This window comes from Pseudomonas sp. MDT1-16 (genome assembly GCF_054898115.1).
The window spans coordinates 3,400,950-3,419,084 of sequence record NZ_CM142717.1; the positions used below are offsets into that span (position 1 = coordinate 3,400,950).

Genomic DNA, 18,135 nt, shown 5'->3' on the forward strand with positions numbered 1-18,135 from the left:
CTGTTGGCCATGAAGAATGATCGTTCTACTGTTCGCCGCATGAACGAAATAACCAGCAACGACACACGCGACATCATTCTTGATGTCGCCGAAAAGTTGATCTACAAAAGTGGCATCGCGGCCACCGGAATGGACCTTCTGGTGAAAACCGCCGGCGTCTCCAGAAAGAGTATTTACCGCTACTTCGCCAACAAGGAGGCGCTCACCGTCGCGGCCCTGCAACGGCGAGACTTGCGCTGGATGCACTGGTATAGAAGCGCAGTCGACCAGGCTGAAACCCCGGCCGACCGGCTGCTCAACCTGTTTACCGTGCTCAAGGCCTGGTTCGCTTCCGAAGGCTTCCGTGGCTGTGCATTCATTAACACCAGCGGCGAAACCGGCGATCCGCAAGACCCGGTTCGCCTGGTCGCCAAAGACCACAAACAGAAGCTGCTCGACTACGTACGCGAGCTCTGTACCGAATATGGCGCAACTGCCCCGGAGACGCTGGCCAAACAGCTGCTGATCCTGATCGACGGCGCCATTACCGTGGCGCTTGTCATGGGTGATCACAGTGCCGCCGATAATGCGCAATGCATGGCGCGAAAGTTATTGGACCTGTAACACTTCAATCAAGCCCGACACCGTGTTTGAACTTTAATTTTATAGGGAGACTATCAATGTCTAACGCCGAAGTTCGTCCGCCATTACCACCATTCACTCGTGAGTCGGCCATCGAAAAAGTACGCCTGGCCGAAGACGGCTGGAACTCTCGCGACCCGGAACGCGTGTCGCTGGCCTACACCCTGGACACGAAATGGCGGAACCGCGCCGAGTTCGTCTATAACCGTGAAGAAGCCAAAGGTTTCCTGACGCGCAAATGGGCAAAAGAGCTGGATTACCGCCTGATCAAAGAACTCTGGGCCTTTACCGGCAATCGCATCGCCGTGCGTTATGCCTATGAATGGCACGACGACTCGGGCAACTGGTTCCGTTCCTACGGCAACGAAAACTGGGAGTTCGACGAGAACGGTTTGATGGCCCATCGGTTTGCCTGCATCAACGACATGCCGATCAAGGAAAGCGACCGCAAGTTCCACTGGCCGCTGGGTCGCCGGCCTGACGATCACCCAAGCCTGTCCGACCTGGGTCTGTAAACCAACACTGCTCGTTCCCACGCGAGCGTGGGAACGAGCAGCTGTAAGAGAATAACTTTATAGGTAAGATATCGGCCCTTCCCCGCAGCCCTGTTCTGCACCCCGCCGAATAAGCCGACTCCATGCCTTTCGAACTCAGTGTTGACCTCACCACCCTGGCCATTCTGGCCCTTGTCGCTTTCATTGCCGGTTTCATCGACGCCATTGCCGGCGGCGGTGGTCTGTTGACCACCCCGGCGCTGCTGACCGCAGGCCTGCCGCCGCACCTGGTGCTCGGCACCAACAAACTCAGTTCGACATTCGGCTCGGCCACCGCCAGTTTCACCTTCTACCGACGCAAGCTGTTCCATCCCAGGCAGTGGATGCACGCCATTGTCGGCACGCTGGTGGGCGCGCTGACCGGCGCCGTGGTCGCTCACTACCTGCCAGCAGAGTGGCTGAACAAGATGCTCCCGGTGATCATTTTCGCCTGTGGCCTCTACCTGTTGTTTGGCGGCACGCCGAAAGCGCCGCTGGACAGCGACGCACCGATCAAGAAAAAGTGGCAATCGACGCAAGGCTTCGGCCTCGGGTTTTACGACGGCGTGGCCGGCCCCGGCACGGGTGCGTTCTGGACCGTCAGCACGATGCTGATGTACCCCATCGACCTGGTGAAGGCCAGTGGCGTGGCGCGCAGCATGAACTTCGTCAGCAACATTGCGGCACTGTCGGTGTTCGTGTTTTCCGGGCAAGTGGACTGGATCATCGGCCTGAGCATGGGCCTGTCGGTGATGGTCGGGGCGTTCTTCGGGGCCCGCACCGCCATCAGCGGCGGTGCGAAGTTCATTCGTCCGGTGTTCATCGCCGTGGTGCTGGGCTTGACCGTGCGGTTAGCCTGGCAACACTGGTTCAGCGTGGCCTGAGCGCCGCGCCACATAGACGTCGATCAGGTACCGGGCAATCGAGCGTGCCGCCGGCAACGGCGGCAAGTCGCGCACGTTGAACCACTGGGCATCTTCGATCTCGTCTTCCTGACACACGATCTCGCCACCGGCGTATTCGGCGTGAAACCCCAGCATCATCGAATGCGGGAACGGCCAGCACTGGCTGCCCATGTATTGGATGTTCTTGACCTCGATCTGCACTTCTTCGCGAACCTCACGAATCAGGCAGTCTTCGGCCGACTCGCCCGGTTCGGCAAACCCCGCCAACGTGCTGTAGATCCCGGTGACAAAGCGCGGCGAACGGGCCAGCAGGACTTCATCGCCACGGGTCACCAGCACAATCATGCTCGGCGATATGCGCGGGTAGCTGCGTAAATCACACGGTTCGCAATACATCGCCCGTTCCCGGGTCACTTGGGTCATCGCCTGCCCGCAGTTACCGCAGAAGCGGTGTTCGCGGGCCCAGGTGCCGATTTGCGCGGCATAACCGAGCACCTTGAACACCGTATGATCGCCTTCAAGCATGAACGCCCGCAGGCCTTTCCAGTTGCAGCCCGGCACATCGCTGTGACTGCGCAGTTCCAGCAGGTAGACCGGTTCGCCATCCAGATGGCCGATGCCATGTTCAGCGAGAATCGACAAATCCTGGCGCTTGAGCCATTCGCGAGAGAACAGCGCGCCATTGTCATCGAACAGAAAACCTTCGGGGCTGCGGGCCACGGCCCAGCCGCCGGGTTGGTTGGTGTCCAGTACTGCGGTGGTCCAGCGTGAAATCATTTTTAATCAATCCAGAAATTCGGGTTTCTGTTTGCTCATATGGGCGGCCATGGCCACGCGCAGATCAGTGGATTGCAGCATGGCGGCGTTCCAGGTGGCGACGTATTCGAGGCCGTCGTCGATGCGATGGTCGCGCATGTAGCTGATCATCTCTTTGGTGCCGGCGATCGCAATCGGTGACTTGCTAGCGATCTCGCGGGCAATGCCCATGACACCTTCTAGCAGGCTGGCCGTGTCGCTGTAAACGCGATTGACCAAGCCCATACCACGCGCTTCTTCGGCTCCGAAAGTGCGACCAGTGTAAGCCAGCTCACGCAGCATGCCGTCACCGATGATCCGCGGCAAGCGTTGCAGAGTGCCAACGTCGGCCGCCATGCCGATGTCTATTTCCTTGATCGAAAACTGCGCGTCTTCGGCGGCGTAACGCATGTCGCAAGCAGCAACAAGGTCGATGGCGCCGCCCAGGCAATAACTCTGAATCGCCGCCAGAACAGGTTTGCGGCAATGGTCGACCGCATTGAAAGACGCTTGAAGGGCGAGGATCTTCCGGCGCAGCAGGCGCGCGTTGCGACCCACGTCTTTGCCCAGTTCATTGGCCACGCCGGCCAGCATCATCAGGTCGATGCCGGAAGAAAAATGCTTGCCCGCACCACTGAGGACCACCACCCGAACTTCGTCAGTGTCGTCGACCCACTGGAAAATCTCGATGATCTCGCTCCAGAACGCGGCATTCATCGAATTGATTTTTTCCGGCCGGTTGATCTGCACATGGGCGACTTTATCGGCCAGTTCGACGGTGAACGCGGTGTACTGAGACATGGCAGTGATCCTTTTACCGGGCAGAAAATGAGGCCCGAACTATAACAAGGCATCCAGGCCGGCCGTAAGGTAGCGGTTCGGCCAAAAACGGGACTTGCCAGTTGCGCACCATACCAGTGCGCAAGCATCGCCGCGTTTCGCACATTTATGTGACGTTCTGGATATTTCTTGAGGCTGAATCGAAAAAAAACAGGCCCTTCGTCGGTGCGTTTCACCCTCCAAACGGTACGTCCGTACCTCTTTAAACCGATTGTCGAACAATTTTGCCATCCGGCCTCCCCCGCTCTAAGTTCTGGCCTAGACTCACTTCCGCGGGGCGAAACCGGCGGGTCACAAAGCGGAAAAAAGTCGAAACTTTTGCCGCTCGTGACGAGTCAGGTTAAAGGTAGGTGCGTTGCGACTGGTGCAATCCTTGCAGCGTCTACTCCAGCCATTCTGTTTCAACGCATTGGCAGCGCTTGCTCTCCGATGCGTAGCGCGTTTGCGCCCGGCCACAGGAATTGGCCACGAAATACCGTTTGTGCCAGACCTAAGAATTAGATCAACAACACGGGAGATTCATATGATCAGTGCGGCTTTAGATATTCAGGGAGAATGTGCTCATCAGCAGGTCGGCGAAACGAGCACTGTGAGCGCGCCAAGTCACCAATCGGTCAGCGTCCCAGGCACCAGGACGCTGTCACCAGTGGCCAGTCAGAACCCCAACAAGAAGAAAGTGCTGTTCGTCACCTCGGAGATCGCCGACCTGGTGAAAACCGGTGGTCTGGGCGACGTTTCCGCCGCGCTACCGCGAGCCATGGCGCATCTGCATGATGTGCGTGTGCTGATTCCCGGTTACCCGGAAGTGCTGAACAGCGAAAACCCGATTCATATCATTGGTGAGCTCGGTGGTCACGCCGCGTTGCCCCCCTGCAAGATCGGGCGCATGGACATGCCCGACGGTCTGGTGATTTACGTGTTGATCTGCCCCGAACTTTACGAGCGCGAAGGTTCGCCTTACGGTGCCAACAACGGCCGCGACTGGCCGGACAACCACATTCGTTTCGCCCGCCTGGGTCTGGCGGCCGCCGACATTGCCGCCAATCTTGCACAAATTCACTGGTGCCCGGACCTGGTACACGCCCATGACTGGCCTGCCGGTCTGGCGCCCGCTTACATGCACTGGCGTGGACAACGCACGCCGACGCTGTTCACGATTCATAACCTCGCCTATCAGGGCGTGACCAGTCTTGGGTCCTGCCCGGAACTGGGTATTCCCATGCATGCCTTGCAACAGGAAGGCATGGAGTTCTACGGCAAGATGTCATTTCTCAAGGCCGGCATGGCCTATTCGAGCCACATCACCACCGTCAGCGCCACCTATGCCCAGGAAATCACCACCCCGGCCTTCGGCTGCGGTCTCGACGGTTTTCTCGCCGCCAAGACCCAGCAAGGTCTGCTCAGTGGTATTCCCAATGGCATCGATGAGAGTTGGGACGCGGCCACCGACACGCACCTGTTTCGCCCGTTCAGCATCGGCGACTGGGATGGCAAAGCGGTCAACGCTGCCCACGTTCGTGAGCTGTTTGGTCTGGACGATAGCGAAGGTCCGTTGTTCGCCGTGGTGTCGCGACTGGTGTATCAGAAGGGCCTGGACCTGACCGAAGCTGTCTCCGACTACATCGTCAAATCTGGCGGGCAGATCGCAATCATCGGTCGTGGCGAGCCGGAAGAAGAACAAGCCATGCGTGAACTGGCCCTGCGCTTTCCAGGCCAGATCAGCGTGCGCATCGGTTTCAACGAAACCGACGCCCGTCGCATGTTCGCCGGCAGTGACTTCCTGCTGATGCCTTCGCGTTACGAGCCTTGCGGCTTGAGCCAAATGTACGCCCAGCGTTTCGGTTCGTTGCCGGTAGCACGCAACACCGGCGGTTTGGCCGACACCATTGAAAACGGCGTGACCGGTTTCCTGTTCGACGAATCGACGGCCGAGAGCTATCAGGAAGCCCTGAGCCGGGCCTTCAAGGTGTTTGCCTTCCCCGACCTGCTCAACGCCATGCGTTGCCGCGCCATGGCGGCGCCTTTCAACTGGTGCAAAGCAGTCGAACCGTACGCCGAACTCTATGAAAAGCTAGTCACTAAGGCATTGGGTAAATCGAGCAAACATTAAGAGGTTTTCATAGATGCCGTTACGGACCCTTGAGACCTGGCCCCACGGCGCAATCATGCTGGACGCAGAACACACGCGTTTTGCCTTGTGGGCGCCAGATGCGTTTTACGTCAGTGTCGAACTGGAAGATGGACCATCCTTGCCGCTAGTGCCTCAGGCCGATGGCTGGTTCGTGATCAAGACCCGCTGCCCCGCCGGCACGCGTTACCGCTACAACATCGATGGGGAGCTTGCGGTGCCCGACCCGGCCTCACGCGCGCAGGCCGGCGATATCGATCGCCACAGCGTGGTGGTCGATCCACTTGCTTATCAATGGCAACACAGCGACTGGCTCGGTCGGCCGTGGAATGAGGCGGTGATCTACGAATTGCACGTCGGTGCGCTCGGCGGCTTCAGTGACGTCGAGCAGCACCTGGCGCGCCTCGCGGAGCTGGGCATCAGCGCAATCGAATTGATGCCGCTGGCGCAGTTCCCCGGTGATCGCAATTGGGGTTACGACGGGGTTCTGCCCTACGCCCCCCAAGCCTCATACGGCACTCCCGAACAACTCAAACACCTGATCGACACCGCCCACGGCCATGGCCTGGCGGTGATTCTCGACGTGGTCTACAACCACTTCGGCCCGGACGGCAACTACCTGCATCGCTACGCCAAGGGCTTCTTCCGCGAAGACAAGCACACGCCTTGGGGTGCGGCGATCGACTTCCGGCGGCGCGAGGTGCGGGACTTCTTCATCGACAATGCGTTGATGTGGTTGCTGGAGTACCGCTTCGACGGTTTGCGCCTGGATGCGGTGCACGCCATCGAAGACCCGGACTTTCTTCAGGAACTGGCGCAGCGGATCCGGCAGCAGACCGATCCGGCGCGGCATGTGTGGCTGACGGTCGAGAACGAACACAACCAGGCCAGCTTGCTGCAAGAAGGGTTCGACGCGCAGTGGAACGATGACGGCCACAATGCCTTGCACGTGCTGCTGACCGGCGAAACCGACGCCTATTACGCCGACTATGCGCAAAACCCCACTGAGCAACTGGCGCGATGCCTGAGCCAGGGCTTTGTGTTTCAGGGCCACGTGACCCGTCACGGTACAACCCGTGGCGAGCCCAGCGGTCATTTGCCGCCCAGTGCTTTCGTGTTGTTTCTGCAAAATCACGACCAGATCGGCAATCGCGCATTTGGCGAACGACTGCACCAACTGGCCAACCCCGACGCGCTAAAGGCAGCCACGGCATTGCTGCTGTTGTCACCGATGATCCCGCTCATGTTCATGGGCGACGAGTTCGCCGCCGAGCAACCGTTCCTGTTCTTCACCAGCCATCACGGTGAACTGGCGGAGTTGGTGCGCGAGGGGCGACGTAACGAGTTTGCCGCGTTCAGCGCCTTTACCGACCCTCATAAACGCGAACAGATCCCCGATCCGAACGCGCAACAGACCTTTGAAGCGTCCCGGCCCAAACTGACAGCCACTCGACAATCGCCCATGCAAGACCTGTATCACCACCTGCTGCGGATTCGCCATGAGCAAATCGTCCCCTATCTGCCCGGTGCTCAGGCCTTGGGTGCCGAGGTACTGGCCGAGGGTGCTGTGACTGCACGGTGGCGACTGGGCAACGGCAGTGAGCTGCGCATTGACCTGAACCTCAGCGACAAGCCTGTGGTCCATTCCCCACAGGCCGGTGCTTCGTTGTTGTATGAACATCCCTCGAAGTCCGCCGACCTGCTGGATCAGGGCACCCTTGCTCCGTATTGCGCGCTAGTCAGCCTCACGGCCGCGGCCCCTATGCTACCCCGGATGGAGAGCGCCAATGAGTGATGCGCAACTGGAAATACTGGCCAGCCGAGCTGGCCTGGCTGTCGACTGGATCGACGCCAATGGCCGCCCACAGAAAGTCGCTCCATCAGTGTTACGCAACGTCCTTACCGGACTCGGCCACCCGGCCGGCACCGCCCAGGAAATCGACGTCAGCCTGCTGGAACTGCAACAGGTGCAACAGACCCGGCATCTACCGCCGCTACTCACCGCAGATTTCGGCGTCGGCCTCAGCCTGGCGCATTACTTTGAGCCTGAAACACCGTGCGAGATCCACCTTGAAGATGGCTCGCGGCTCAACCTAAAACTGGATGCCGAGGCGATTCTGCCCGGCCTGGTCCCGGTCGGTTATCAGCACGTCAACATTGATGGACAATCATTTACCTTGGCCGTCGCGCCGACGCGCTGCTACAGCGTCGGCGATGCCGTCGACAGTCCGATCCCGCGTGCCTGGGGCCTGAGCGTGCAGCTGTACTCACTGCGTCGCACCGGCGATGGTGGGTTCGGCGATACCCAGGCGCTGGAAGACCTGGCCCGTGTGGCCGGCGAACGCGGTGCCGAAGCGTTGGCGATCAGTCCGTTGCATGCGATGTTCAGCAATGACACCCAGCGTTACAGCCCTTATTCGCCGTCCAGCCGTTTGTTTCTCAACAGCCTTTACGCCGCACCGGGCGCCATCCTGGGCGAACGAGCGTTGCGGACCGCGATTGATGCAACTGGCCTGGCGGCAGAACTCCAGCACCTCGAAGCATCGCCGTTGATTGATTGGCCGGTGGCGGCCGAAGCCAAACATCGACTGTTACAGGCGTTGTACGAAGGGTTTGTCCAGGGCGAACACCCGTTGCATGAGGACTTCAGCAGCTTCCGCCATGCTGCTGGCGAAGCCCTGGAAAACCACTGTCGCTTCGAAGCCGTTCAGGAGGCCCGCGCCGCCAAGGGCGAAAACCTCGACTGGCGGCAGTGGCCCGAGCAATGGCAAGACCCGCGCAGCGCTGCCCTGGCCGAATTCGCCGAAGAGTACGCCGCACGCATCGGCTTCTTTGCCTTCTGCCAATGGTTGATCACGCGCTGCCTGGAGCGCGCACAAACCGCCGCTCGCAGCAGCGGCATGAGCATTGGTCTGATTGCCGATCTGGCCGTCGGTGCCGATGGCGGTGGCAGCCAGGCCTGGAGTCGCCAGGACGAATTGCTCGTCTCGCTGACCGTGGGGGCACCCCCGGACATCCTCAACCGCACGGGTCAGGGCTGGGGGATTTCCGCGTTCTCGCCCGAAGGCCTGGTACGCAACGGCTTTCGCGCATTCATTGAAATGCTCCGGGCCAACTTCGCCCACGCCGGTGGCCTGCGCATTGATCACGTCATGGGCCTGCAACGGCTGTGGGTGATTCCCAATGGCGCGTCACCCGCCGACGGCGCCTACCTCTATTACCCGGTGGACGACCTGCTGCGTTTGCTGACCCTCGAGTCCCATCGTCATCAGGCCATCGTCCTCGGTGAAGACCTCGGCACCGTGGCGGATGGTCTGCGAGAAAAGCTTGTCGCGCGTTCGATCCTTGGCATGCGCGTGCTGCTGTTCGAACAGAACAACGCGCACTTCAAAACGATTCTCGACTGGCCGGACAACGCCCTCGCGACCACCAGCACCCATGACCTGCCGACGCTCAATGGCTGGTGGCATGGCCGCGATATCGACTGGACCGCCCGACTGGGTCTGGTCGACGCCCCGGCTGAAATCGAATGGCGCCACCACCGCGAACGTGAGCGCGAAGGCCTGCGTCGGGTGTTGAGCGAGGATCCGCAAAATTTTCGCGAAGAGTCCCATGAAACCGATCAGGTGCTCGACGCCGCGATACGTTTCCTCGGTCATACCCGAGCGCCGCTGGTGTTGCTGCCGCTGGAAGATGCCTTGGGCATCGAACAGCAGGCCAATTTGCCCGGCACCACCGACACGCACCCCAACTGGTCCCGACGTTTGCCCGGCAACAGCGAAGCCTTGCTCGACGACCCGGACGCCGCCCGACGCCTGGAACTGCTCGCCTGTGCGCGACTTCAGGCGGCCGAGCGTGACCAATGAATCAAACGGTTATCCAACCGCTGCGGGCGACGCAGCGGCTGCAATTTCATAAAGGCTTCACGCTGGACGATGCGGTGCCGCTGGTGCCGTATTTCGCCAGCCTCGGCATCAGCCATGTCTACGCGTCGCCACTGCTGAGCGCCCGCGCCGGTTCCATGCACGGCTACGACGTCGTCGACCCGACCACCGTCAACCCGGAGCTGGGCGGCGAAGCGGCGTTGCGGCGTTTGGTCAGTGCATTGCGCGAACAGAACATGGGGCTGATCCTCGACATCGTCTCCAACCACATGGCCGTCGGCGGTGGCGACAATCCCTGGTGGCAGGATTTGCTGGAATGGGGACGTCTGAGCCCCTACGGCGAGTTCTTCGATATCCAGTGGCATTCGCCCGATCCGTTGATGACAGGCCAGTTGCTCTTGCCCTTCCTCGGCAGCGACTACGGCATCGCCTTGCAAGACGGCACCCTGCCCTTGCGCTTCGATGCGCAGAAGGGCGCGTTTTATGTCGAGCACTATGAGCATCACTTCCCGATCTGCCCGACCCATTACGGTGAATTGCTCAGGACCGATGACCCACTGACCGCCGAAGCGCTCAAATCGTTGGCAGACCGTTTCAGCACCCTGAGCTACCAGACCGACGCCCATAGTCTGGCGATACCGCTGAAAGCAGAGCTGCGTGAACTGGCCAGTGATCCGGCGATGCTGCAAGCCATCCAGCAAAACCTCAGCGCTTACGACTCGCTCACCGCCGACGGTTTCCACCGTCTGCACGTGTTGCTTGAACACCAAAGCTATCGCCTGGCCAGTTGGCGCACAGCGGCTGATGACATCAACTGGCGGCGTTTCTTCGATATCAACGAACTGGGCGGCCTGCGCGTCGAACGCCCCGCCGTGTTCGAAGCCACTCACGCGAAAATCTTCGAACTGGTGGCCGATGGTTTGGTCGACGGTCTGCGCATCGACCACATCGACGGCCTCGCTGACCCTCGGGGTTACTGCCGCAAACTGCGGCGGCGGGTCGACAGCCTGTCGCCGGATCGGCACCTGCCGATCTACGTCGAGAAGATCCTCGGCGAAGGCGAAACCCTGCACCGTGACTGGTCGGTGGATGGCACCACGGGTTACGAGTTCATGAATCAGTTGTCGCTGCTGCAACATGCTCCCGAAGGTGCCCACACCTTGGGCGAACTGTGGAATCGATACAGCGAACGGCCCGCCGATTTCCGTCAGGAAGCGCAACTGGCCCGCCAGCAGATCCTCAACGGCTCCCTTGCCGGAGATTTCGAAAGCGTCGCCCAGGCCCTGTTGCAAGTGGCCCGTGATGACCTGATGACGCGCGACCTGACCCTCGGTGCGATTCGTCGGGCGTTGCAGGAACTGATCGTGCATTTCCCGGTGTACCGCACCTATATCAGCCCCCGTGGCCGCTCGCCTGAAGACGATGTGTTTTTCCAGCAGGCCATGGACGGTGCCAGGCTTACCCTCAGCGAGGCCGATTGGCCGGTGCTCGATTGCCTGGCCACCTGGCTGGGTGGCGAATCATGGCGCAAACGTCCGTTGGGCGGGCCGCGCAAGATGCTCAAGCATGCCTGTGTACGTTTTCAGCAACTGACGTCGCCGGCGGCGGCGAAGGCCGTGGAAGACACCGCGCTCTATCGCTCAGCGACGTTGCTGTCGCGCAATGACGTGGGGTTCAGCACCGAGCAGTTCAGCGCGCCGGTGGCCGATTTCCATGCGGCTTGCGCCAATCGCCTCGAAGCATTTCCCGATAATTTGCTGACCACTGCGACCCACGACCACAAACGCGGTGAAGACACCCGTGCGCGCCTGGCGGTATTGAGCGAGCGCAGTGCCTGGTACGCCGAGCAAGTACCGCTCTGGCAGGCCCTCGCCCGGCCTCTGCGCGACGACGACCAAATGCCGACGACGGGTGATGAGTTGATCCTCTATCAAGCGATCCTCGGCAGTTGGCCGCTCGATTTGCGCAGTGACGATCAAGCAGCGCTTGAGCACTACACTCAACGTGTGTGGCAGTGGCAACAGAAAGCCTTGCGCGAAGCCAAGTTGCAAAGCAGCTGGAGCGCGCCGAACGAGGCTTACGAACAAGCGGTTCAGCAATTCTTGCAGCGACTATTGCTGAGCCCTGAAGGCGAACTGTTGCGCGCGGCCCTATGCAAAGCGGCCAAAAGCATCGCCGTCCCCGGCGCACTCAATGGATTGGCGCAAACCTTGCTGCGCATGACCGTGCCGGGGGTGCCGGACCTTTATCAGGGGGCCGAGTACTGGGACTTTTCGCTGGTCGATCCGGACAACCGCCGGCCGGTGGATTACGCCAGCCGTCAGCAGTCCATGCGGGCGCCGTGGGAATTGTCTGAGCTGCTGACTGACTGGCGGGACGGGCGCATCAAGCAAACCCTGATCGCTCGTACGTTAAACCTGCGGCTCGAGCACACCGAGCTGTTTCGGCGAGGGACGTATCAAGCCCTTGAAGTCGTCGGCAGCCAGGCTCATCGGGTGCTGGCATTTGCTCGCTCGCTGCAAGGAAAACGAGCCATCGTGATCGTACCGATACGCTGCGCCGAATGGCTGAAAAACAGTGCCGAACCACGGATTGACGCGCCGCTGTGGGGCGATACACGGGTCAAATTACCATTCACCACCCCTAATGAAAGTTTGAAGGGACTTTTTTCCAGCGTGGCAGTCACACCCCACAGGGAGCTGGACATCAGCGCCGCGCTGGGGGATTTCCCGATCAATCTTTTTATCCAAACCACCCCAACTTGAGTTCAGTTCAGGAGCATTGCGATGAGTACCGACGATAAACGCATCCGCGAATTTGCCTATCAGATCTGGGAATCGGAAGGAAAACCCGAGGGTCACGAAGCCCGCCACTGGGAGATGGCCCGCAAACTGGCTGAAGCCGAAGCCCTGGCACCGAGCAAGGCGCCAAAAGCCGCTGGCAGCAAAACCGCCGGCGCCAAGGCCCCAGCCAACAAATCCAGCAATGGCAAGGCTGCCGAGCCAAAAGCCAAAACCAAAGCCGCCGCGGCATCGAAGGTGATCCCGCCGGGCGGAAAAGCCACCGAAAAAAAGCCTCGAGCAGCGCGTAAACCGCCCGCTGTCTGACGCCTTTCACCGTTGACCCGATTGAATTCGTGGTGAGCCCGCTCGCCACCGAGGGCTCGCTCGCCCTCAAAAAAAACCAGAGCCAAGAACTGTCCCCCCTTTGCAGGAGCACCTATGACCAGTCCAAAAATAGCCGCGCCAGAACCTCACGTCGAGGCCTCGCGAATCCGTGAAGGCTTGCCCTTCCCGCTGGGCGCGAACTGGGATGGCCTAGGGGTCAACTTTGCCTTGTTTTCCGCCAACGCCACCAAGGTCGAGCTGTGCATCTTCGATGATGCCGGCGAGGTCGAACTGGAACGTATCGAACTGCCGGAATACACCGACGAGATCTACCACGGCTACCTGCCCGACGCCCATCCCGGGATGATCTACGGCTACCGTGTCTACGGCGCGTACGACCCGGTCAACGGTCATCGCTTCAACCACAACAAACTGCTGATTGACCCCTACGCCAAACAATTGGTTGGCCAGTTGAAATGGTCCGAAGCGTTGTTCGGCTACACCATCGGCCACCCCGACGCCGACCTCAGTTTCGATGAACGCGACAGCGCCCCGTTTGTACCCAAGTGCAAGGTGATCGACCCGGCCCACACCTGGGGCCACGACCATCGGGTCAGCGTGCCGTGGGACAAGACGATCATTTATGAAACTCACGTACGCGGCATCAGCATGCGTCACCCTTCCGTCCCCGAGAATGTGCGTGGCACCTTCGCCGGGTTGATGGTCGATGACGTGCTGGAACACATCCGCAAGCTCGGCGTGTCGACGGTGGAACTGCTGCCGATTCATGCCTTCGTCAACGACCAGCATCTGTTGCACAAAGGCATGACCAATTACTGGGGCTACAACAGCATCGCGTTCTTCGCCCCCGACCCGCGCTACCTGGCCAGCGGCAAGATCGCCGAGTTCAAGGAGATGGTCGCGCACCTGCACGAAGCCAATCTTGAAGTGATCCTCGACGTGGTCTACAACCACACCGCCGAGGGCAATGAGCAAGGCCCGACCCTGTCCATGCGCGGCATCGACAACGCCTCCTATTACCGCTTGATGCCCGACGACAAGCGCTTCTACATCAACGATTCCGGCACCGGCAACACCCTGGACCTGAGTCACCCGTGCGTGCTGCAAATGGTCACCGATTCCCTGCGCTACTGGGCTTCGGAAATGCACGTGGACGGTTTCCGCTTCGACCTGGCGACCATTCTCGGGCGCTACCACGATGGCTTTGACGAACGTCACAGCTTCCTCGTCGCCTGCCGCCAGGACCCGGTGCTGCGCCAGGTGAAGATGATTGCAGAAGCCTGGGATTGCGGCCCTGGTGGTTATCAGGTCGGTAACTTTCCGCCGGGCTGGGTTGAGTGGAATGACAAATTCCGTGACACCGTGCGTGCGTTCTGGAAAGGCGACGACGGCCAACTGGCGGACTTCGCCAGTCGCATGACCGCTTCCGGCGAGATGTTCAATCAGCGGGGTCGGCGGCCGTATGCCTCGGTCAACTTCATCACCGCCCACGACGGTTTCACCCTTAACGACCTGGTGTCGTACAACGACAAACACAACGAAGCGAACGACGAGGACAATCAGGACGGCAGCAACAACAACCTGTCCTGGAACCACGGCGTCGAAGGCCCGACCGACGATCCCGAGATCAATGAGCTGCGTCAGCGGCAGATGCGCAACTTCTTCGCCACGCTGCTGCTGTCCCAAGGCACGCCGATGCTGGTGGCCGGCGACGAATTCGCCCGTACCCAGGAGGGCAACAACAACGCCTATTGCCAGGACAGCGAAATCGGTTGGGTCAACTGGGACCTGAGCGAAGACGGCAAGTCCCTGCTCAAGTTCGTTAAGCGCCTGATCAAGTTACGCCTGGCTTACCCGATCCTGCGTCGCGGGCGGTTCCTGGTGGGCAATTACAACGAGGACATCGGCGTCAAGGACGTCACCTGGCTCGCGCCGGATGGCAGCGAAATGTCCATAGAGCAATGGGAGGAAGGCCATGGCCGCTGCCTCGGCATGCTGCTCGATGGCCGCGCCCAGGAAACCGGTATCCGCCGCAAGGGCGCCGACGCCACCCTGCTGCTGGTGGTAAACGCGCATCACGACATCGTCAATTTCCTTCTGCCAGAAGTACCCGACGGCGGTTTCTGGACCTGCATGATCGACACCAATCAACCGTCGATTCGGGGCCAGGAACGCTTCGAGTTCGGTCACGAGTATTCGGTCACCGGCCGTTCGCTGCTGCTGTTCGAATTGCAGCGTGAGGAAGAAGAGTGAAATGGACCTTCAGGGATTTCTCCAGCGTCAGCCAGCGGATTACGCCGACACTCAAGCCTTAGGCCGGTGCCTGCGCGCGCTGGTGAAGGCGGGTCTCGATCAGCTTCCGATGCCCGGTGGTGGCCAGACACTGGAGCGATTTCAGCGTCTGGCCGAGGTCGGGGGTCATGATCTGGGGTTGTGCAAGTTGTACGAGGGCCATACCGACGCCTTGGCGATCATCCAGCAACTCGGCGGTTCGCCGACGCCTTCCAGTACGTGGGGCATGTGGGCGGCAGAACCACCGCAAGCGCGAGTGCGGGTCAGTCAGGGTCAGAGGGTGGCGTTGAATGGGCGCAAAGCCTGGTGTTCGGGTGCTGCGGTGTTGAGTCACGCCTTGCTCACGGCGTGGGATGAACACGACCGACAACAACTGGTCGCGGTGGCGCTGGACCAACCCGGCGTGACGTTCACTGATCAGGGCTGGCAAGCCGTGGGCATGAGCGCCACCGCCAGCGTCGAGGTGCTGTTTGAAGGCGCTGAAGCGCGAGCCATTGGCAACCCTGGCGACTACCTGCAACGGCCAGGCTTCTGGCAAGGCGGGATCGGTATTGCCGCTTGCTGGTACGGCGCAGCGCAGAGCATCGCCGAGCGCCTGCGCCGTCACTGCGCACGCAGTGAAGAACCCCACGCCCTCGCTCACCTGGGCGCGGTCGACAGCGCGTTGCATGCCGCCGCCCAAGTGTTGCGGACCAGCGCACTGACCATCGACGCCGCCCCCCTGGGCGACGCCGAACGTTTGGCCCGCCGCGCCCGCGCGGTGGTTGAACAGTCCGCCGAACAGGTCATCCGGCATGTCGGCCGCGCGCTCGGAGCCGGCCCCTATTGCAAGGACCGACAGTTCGCCCGACTGATCGCCGACCTGCCGGTATTCCTGCGTCAAAGCCATGCCGAACGGGATCTCACCGCGCTTGGGCAGCAGGTTCTGACGGAGACATGGATGTTATGAAAACCAACCCCATCGTCGGCCAGGGAACGCCTCTGCATTTATGGCAAACCTCACACCATCTGGCGCAGTTGCCAGTGACTGACATCCTGACACTGGTACCGCAAGGCTCGCGTGCAGTGATCATCGCCCCCCACCCGGACGACGAAGTGCTGGGGTGCGGCGGCTTCCTGCAGTTACTCGCCGCGGCTGGTCGGCCGCTGCAACTGATCTCCGTCACCGATGGCAGCGCCAGCCATCCCGGTTCCGAGCGCTGGCCGGTGGAACGCTTGAGCGTGGTCCGTCCGCAGGAGTCGGCCCAGGCTCTGCGTCGACTCGGCCTGCCGCTGCACAGCCTGAAATGGCTGCGCGGTGGTTTTGCCGACAGTCAGGTGGCGGCACGGGAAGTCGAGTTGTGCGAGTTCATCGAACGTCATCTGCGGCCCAACGATGTGGTCTTCACCACGTGGCGCGAAGACGGCCATTGTGATCACGAGGCTGTGGGGCGTGCCAGTGCCGAGGCGGCAAAACGGGTGGGTGCGATGCTGCATGAACTGCCCGTCTGGACCTGGCACTGGGCGACCCCCGAAGACAGTTTCGTGCCTTGGCACCGGGCGCGGAAGATTCTGTTGGCCCCAGCGCTGGTGGCGCGCAAACGGCACGCCATTCATGCCTTCGCCAGCCAACTGGAGGGCGACCCGCACATCGGCTTGCCACCGGTGCTGGCGCCCTATGTTTTGGACCGGTTACTGCAACCGTTTGAAGTGGTGTTTCTATGAGCGTCGAGGATCGCTATTTCGACGGTTTGTTCGCCGGCAACGACGACCCCTGGGCTTTCCGTCAGCGCTGGTACGAACAGCGCAAACGCGCCATAACGTTGGCCGCGTTGCCCCGGCCGCATTACCGCGCGATCTTCGAGCCGGGTTGCGCCAACGGGGAGTTGAGCGCTGATCTGGCCACGCGCTGCGATCGCCTGTTGTGTTGCGATACCGCAGCCGCCGCCGTGGCGCTGGCTCGGACGCGGCTGAGCCTGTTCGACCACGCCGAAGTCCGCCAAAGCCGCGTGCCGGGAGATTGGCCAAACGAACAGTTCGACCTGATCGTGCTCAGCGAAGTCGGCTATTACCTAAACGCCGAAGACCTCAAGTGCCTGATCGAATACGCCACCCGGTCACTGACCGCCGACGGCCAACTCCTGGCCTGCCACTGGCGCCCACCGATCGATGGCTGCCCGCTCAATGCCCGGCAGGTCCATGACTTACTCCATGAACAGTTGTACTGGCCGCGCTTGGTCCTGCATCAGGAGTCCGATTTCCTGTTGGAACTCTGGAGCCGGGAACCGCGCTCCGTGGCCGCTCTGGAGGGCTTGCGATGATTGGCATTTTGATCCCGGCGCATAACGAAGAAGACTTGCTCGAAGAGTGTCTGCAAGCCGCTCTGCTCGCAGCGCAACATGAGTTGCTGAACGGTGAAACGGTCGAAGTGCTGGTGGTACTCGACAGTTGCACCGATCGCTCATCAGAGATTGTCGGCAGCTATCCGGTGCACAGCCTCAAGATCGAGGCGCGTAACGTCGGCCAGGCCCGCGCCGCCGGTGCGCGGTTTCTACTGGATCGAGGGGTGCGCTGGATTTCCTGCTCCGATGCGGACAGCCGGGTTGCCCATGACTGGCTGGTGGCTCAATTGGCCCTCGGCGCCGACGCGGTGTGTGGCACGGTCACGGTGGATGCGTGGCACGCGTCATTCGATGAGTCGGCGCAAACTCGCTATCACCAGCACTATCAGGCACGAGAAGGTCATCGGCATATTCACGGTGCCAATCTGGGGATTAGCGCTGACGCTTACCGGCGTGCCGGTGGCTTCGAACCGCTGGCCAGCGACGAAGATGTGCAACTGGTGCGGCAACTCGAACGCTGCGGGGCGAAGATTGCCTGGAGCCAACGTCCACAGGTGCTCACCAGTGCCCGACTGGACAGTCGTGCTCGGGGGGGATTTGGCGATTTCCTGCGAGACAGGGTGCAGGTCGGATAGAAAACGTACTGGATGGAACATCGAGGCGACGAATAGCCCTACATGAGCAATAC

The 18,135-nt window shown here is 60.9% G+C and carries 15 protein-coding genes; 13 read left to right on the forward strand and 2 right to left on the reverse strand.

Going from position 1 to position 18,135, the window contains the following annotated elements; all coding sequences use genetic code 11:
* The first annotated feature begins 39 nt into the window (after positions 1-39).
* The 3 genes from ACYZT3_RS15510 to ACYZT3_RS15520 all read left to right on the forward strand — a co-directional run bounded on the left by ACYZT3_RS15510 (position 40) and on the right by ACYZT3_RS15520 (position 2,038).
* Complete coding sequence (locus ACYZT3_RS15510) at positions 40-603, forward strand: TetR/AcrR family transcriptional regulator (protein WP_462030229.1); 564 nt, start codon at positions 40-42, stop codon at positions 601-603.
* Positions 604-659: 56 nt separating this feature from the next.
* Positions 660-1,136: a nuclear transport factor 2 family protein gene (locus ACYZT3_RS15515; protein ID WP_282378309.1), complete on the forward strand. Its 477-nt coding sequence runs from the start codon at positions 660-662 to the stop codon at positions 1,134-1,136.
* A 122-nt stretch (positions 1,137-1,258) separates the two neighbouring features.
* Positions 1,259-2,038 (forward strand): TSUP family transporter, encoded by a 780-nt coding sequence (locus ACYZT3_RS15520; RefSeq protein ID WP_462030230.1) that lies wholly within the window; start codon positions 1,259-1,261, stop codon positions 2,036-2,038.
* Here ACYZT3_RS15520 and nudC read toward each other — a convergent pair.
* Together nudC and ACYZT3_RS15530 are read right to left on the reverse strand one after the other, a co-directional pair.
* Complete coding sequence (nudC, locus tag ACYZT3_RS15525) at positions 2,006-2,836, reverse strand: NAD(+) diphosphatase (protein ID WP_462030231.1); 831 nt, start codon at positions 2,834-2,836, stop codon at positions 2,006-2,008. The two genes, ACYZT3_RS15520 and nudC, sit on opposite strands and share 33 nt — an antisense overlap.
* A 6-nt stretch (positions 2,837-2,842) precedes the next feature.
* The gene (locus ACYZT3_RS15530) at positions 2,843-3,655 is read right to left on the reverse strand and encodes a crotonase/enoyl-CoA hydratase family protein (protein ID WP_462030232.1); all 813 of its coding nucleotides are present in this window, start codon (positions 3,653-3,655) and stop codon (positions 2,843-2,845) included.
* A 562-nt stretch (positions 3,656-4,217) separates the two neighbouring features.
* Here ACYZT3_RS15530 and glgA point away from each other — a divergent pair.
* The 10 genes from glgA (at position 4,218) to ACYZT3_RS15580 (ending at position 18,082) form a co-directional block, all read left to right on the forward strand.
* Positions 4,218-5,804, forward strand: coding sequence for a glycogen synthase GlgA (gene glgA / locus ACYZT3_RS15535; RefSeq protein ID WP_282378300.1), 1,587 nt, complete (start codon positions 4,218-4,220; stop codon positions 5,802-5,804).
* A gap of 13 nt (positions 5,805-5,817) precedes the next feature.
* Complete coding sequence (gene treZ, locus ACYZT3_RS15540) at positions 5,818-7,617, forward strand: malto-oligosyltrehalose trehalohydrolase (RefSeq protein WP_282378297.1); 1,800 nt, start codon at positions 5,818-5,820, stop codon at positions 7,615-7,617.
* The gene (gene malQ, locus ACYZT3_RS15545) at positions 7,610-9,688 is read left to right on the forward strand and encodes a 4-alpha-glucanotransferase (RefSeq protein ID WP_462030233.1); all 2,079 of its coding nucleotides are present in this window, start codon (positions 7,610-7,612) and stop codon (positions 9,686-9,688) included. The genes treZ and malQ overlap by 8 nt, the downstream gene beginning before the upstream one ends.
* Entirely contained in the window at positions 9,685-12,471 is a 2,787-nt protein-coding gene (locus ACYZT3_RS15550; RefSeq protein ID WP_462030234.1) for a malto-oligosyltrehalose synthase, read from the forward strand. The genes malQ and ACYZT3_RS15550 overlap by 4 nt, the downstream gene beginning before the upstream one ends.
* Before the next feature lie 21 nt (positions 12,472-12,492).
* Positions 12,493-12,813 (forward strand): DUF2934 domain-containing protein, encoded by a 321-nt coding sequence (locus tag ACYZT3_RS15555; protein WP_282378291.1) that lies wholly within the window; start codon positions 12,493-12,495, stop codon positions 12,811-12,813.
* A 114-nt stretch (positions 12,814-12,927) separates the two neighbouring features.
* Positions 12,928-15,087 carry a glycogen debranching protein GlgX gene (gene glgX / locus ACYZT3_RS15560; RefSeq protein WP_282378289.1) on the forward strand — a complete coding sequence of 720 codons (2,160 nt, stop codon included), beginning with the start codon at positions 12,928-12,930 and terminating at the stop codon, positions 15,085-15,087.
* Position 15,088: 1 nt separating this feature from the next.
* The gene (locus ACYZT3_RS15565; RefSeq protein WP_462030235.1) at positions 15,089-16,075 is read left to right on the forward strand and encodes an acyl-CoA dehydrogenase family protein; all 987 of its coding nucleotides are present in this window, start codon (positions 15,089-15,091) and stop codon (positions 16,073-16,075) included.
* Positions 16,072-16,830, forward strand: a complete 759-nt coding sequence (locus ACYZT3_RS15570; RefSeq protein ID WP_282378284.1) for a PIG-L deacetylase family protein — start codon at positions 16,072-16,074, stop codon at positions 16,828-16,830. The genes ACYZT3_RS15565 and ACYZT3_RS15570 overlap by 4 nt, the downstream gene beginning before the upstream one ends.
* Entirely contained in the window at positions 16,827-17,426 is a 600-nt protein-coding gene (locus tag ACYZT3_RS15575; RefSeq protein ID WP_462030236.1) for an SAM-dependent methyltransferase, read from the forward strand. The genes ACYZT3_RS15570 and ACYZT3_RS15575 overlap by 4 nt, the downstream gene beginning before the upstream one ends.
* Positions 17,423-18,082, forward strand: coding sequence for a glycosyltransferase family 2 protein (locus tag ACYZT3_RS15580; protein ID WP_282378280.1), 660 nt, complete (start codon positions 17,423-17,425; stop codon positions 18,080-18,082). Before ACYZT3_RS15575 ends, ACYZT3_RS15580 begins: the two co-directional genes overlap by 4 nt.
* The last annotated feature ends 53 nt before the right edge of the window (positions 18,083-18,135 follow it).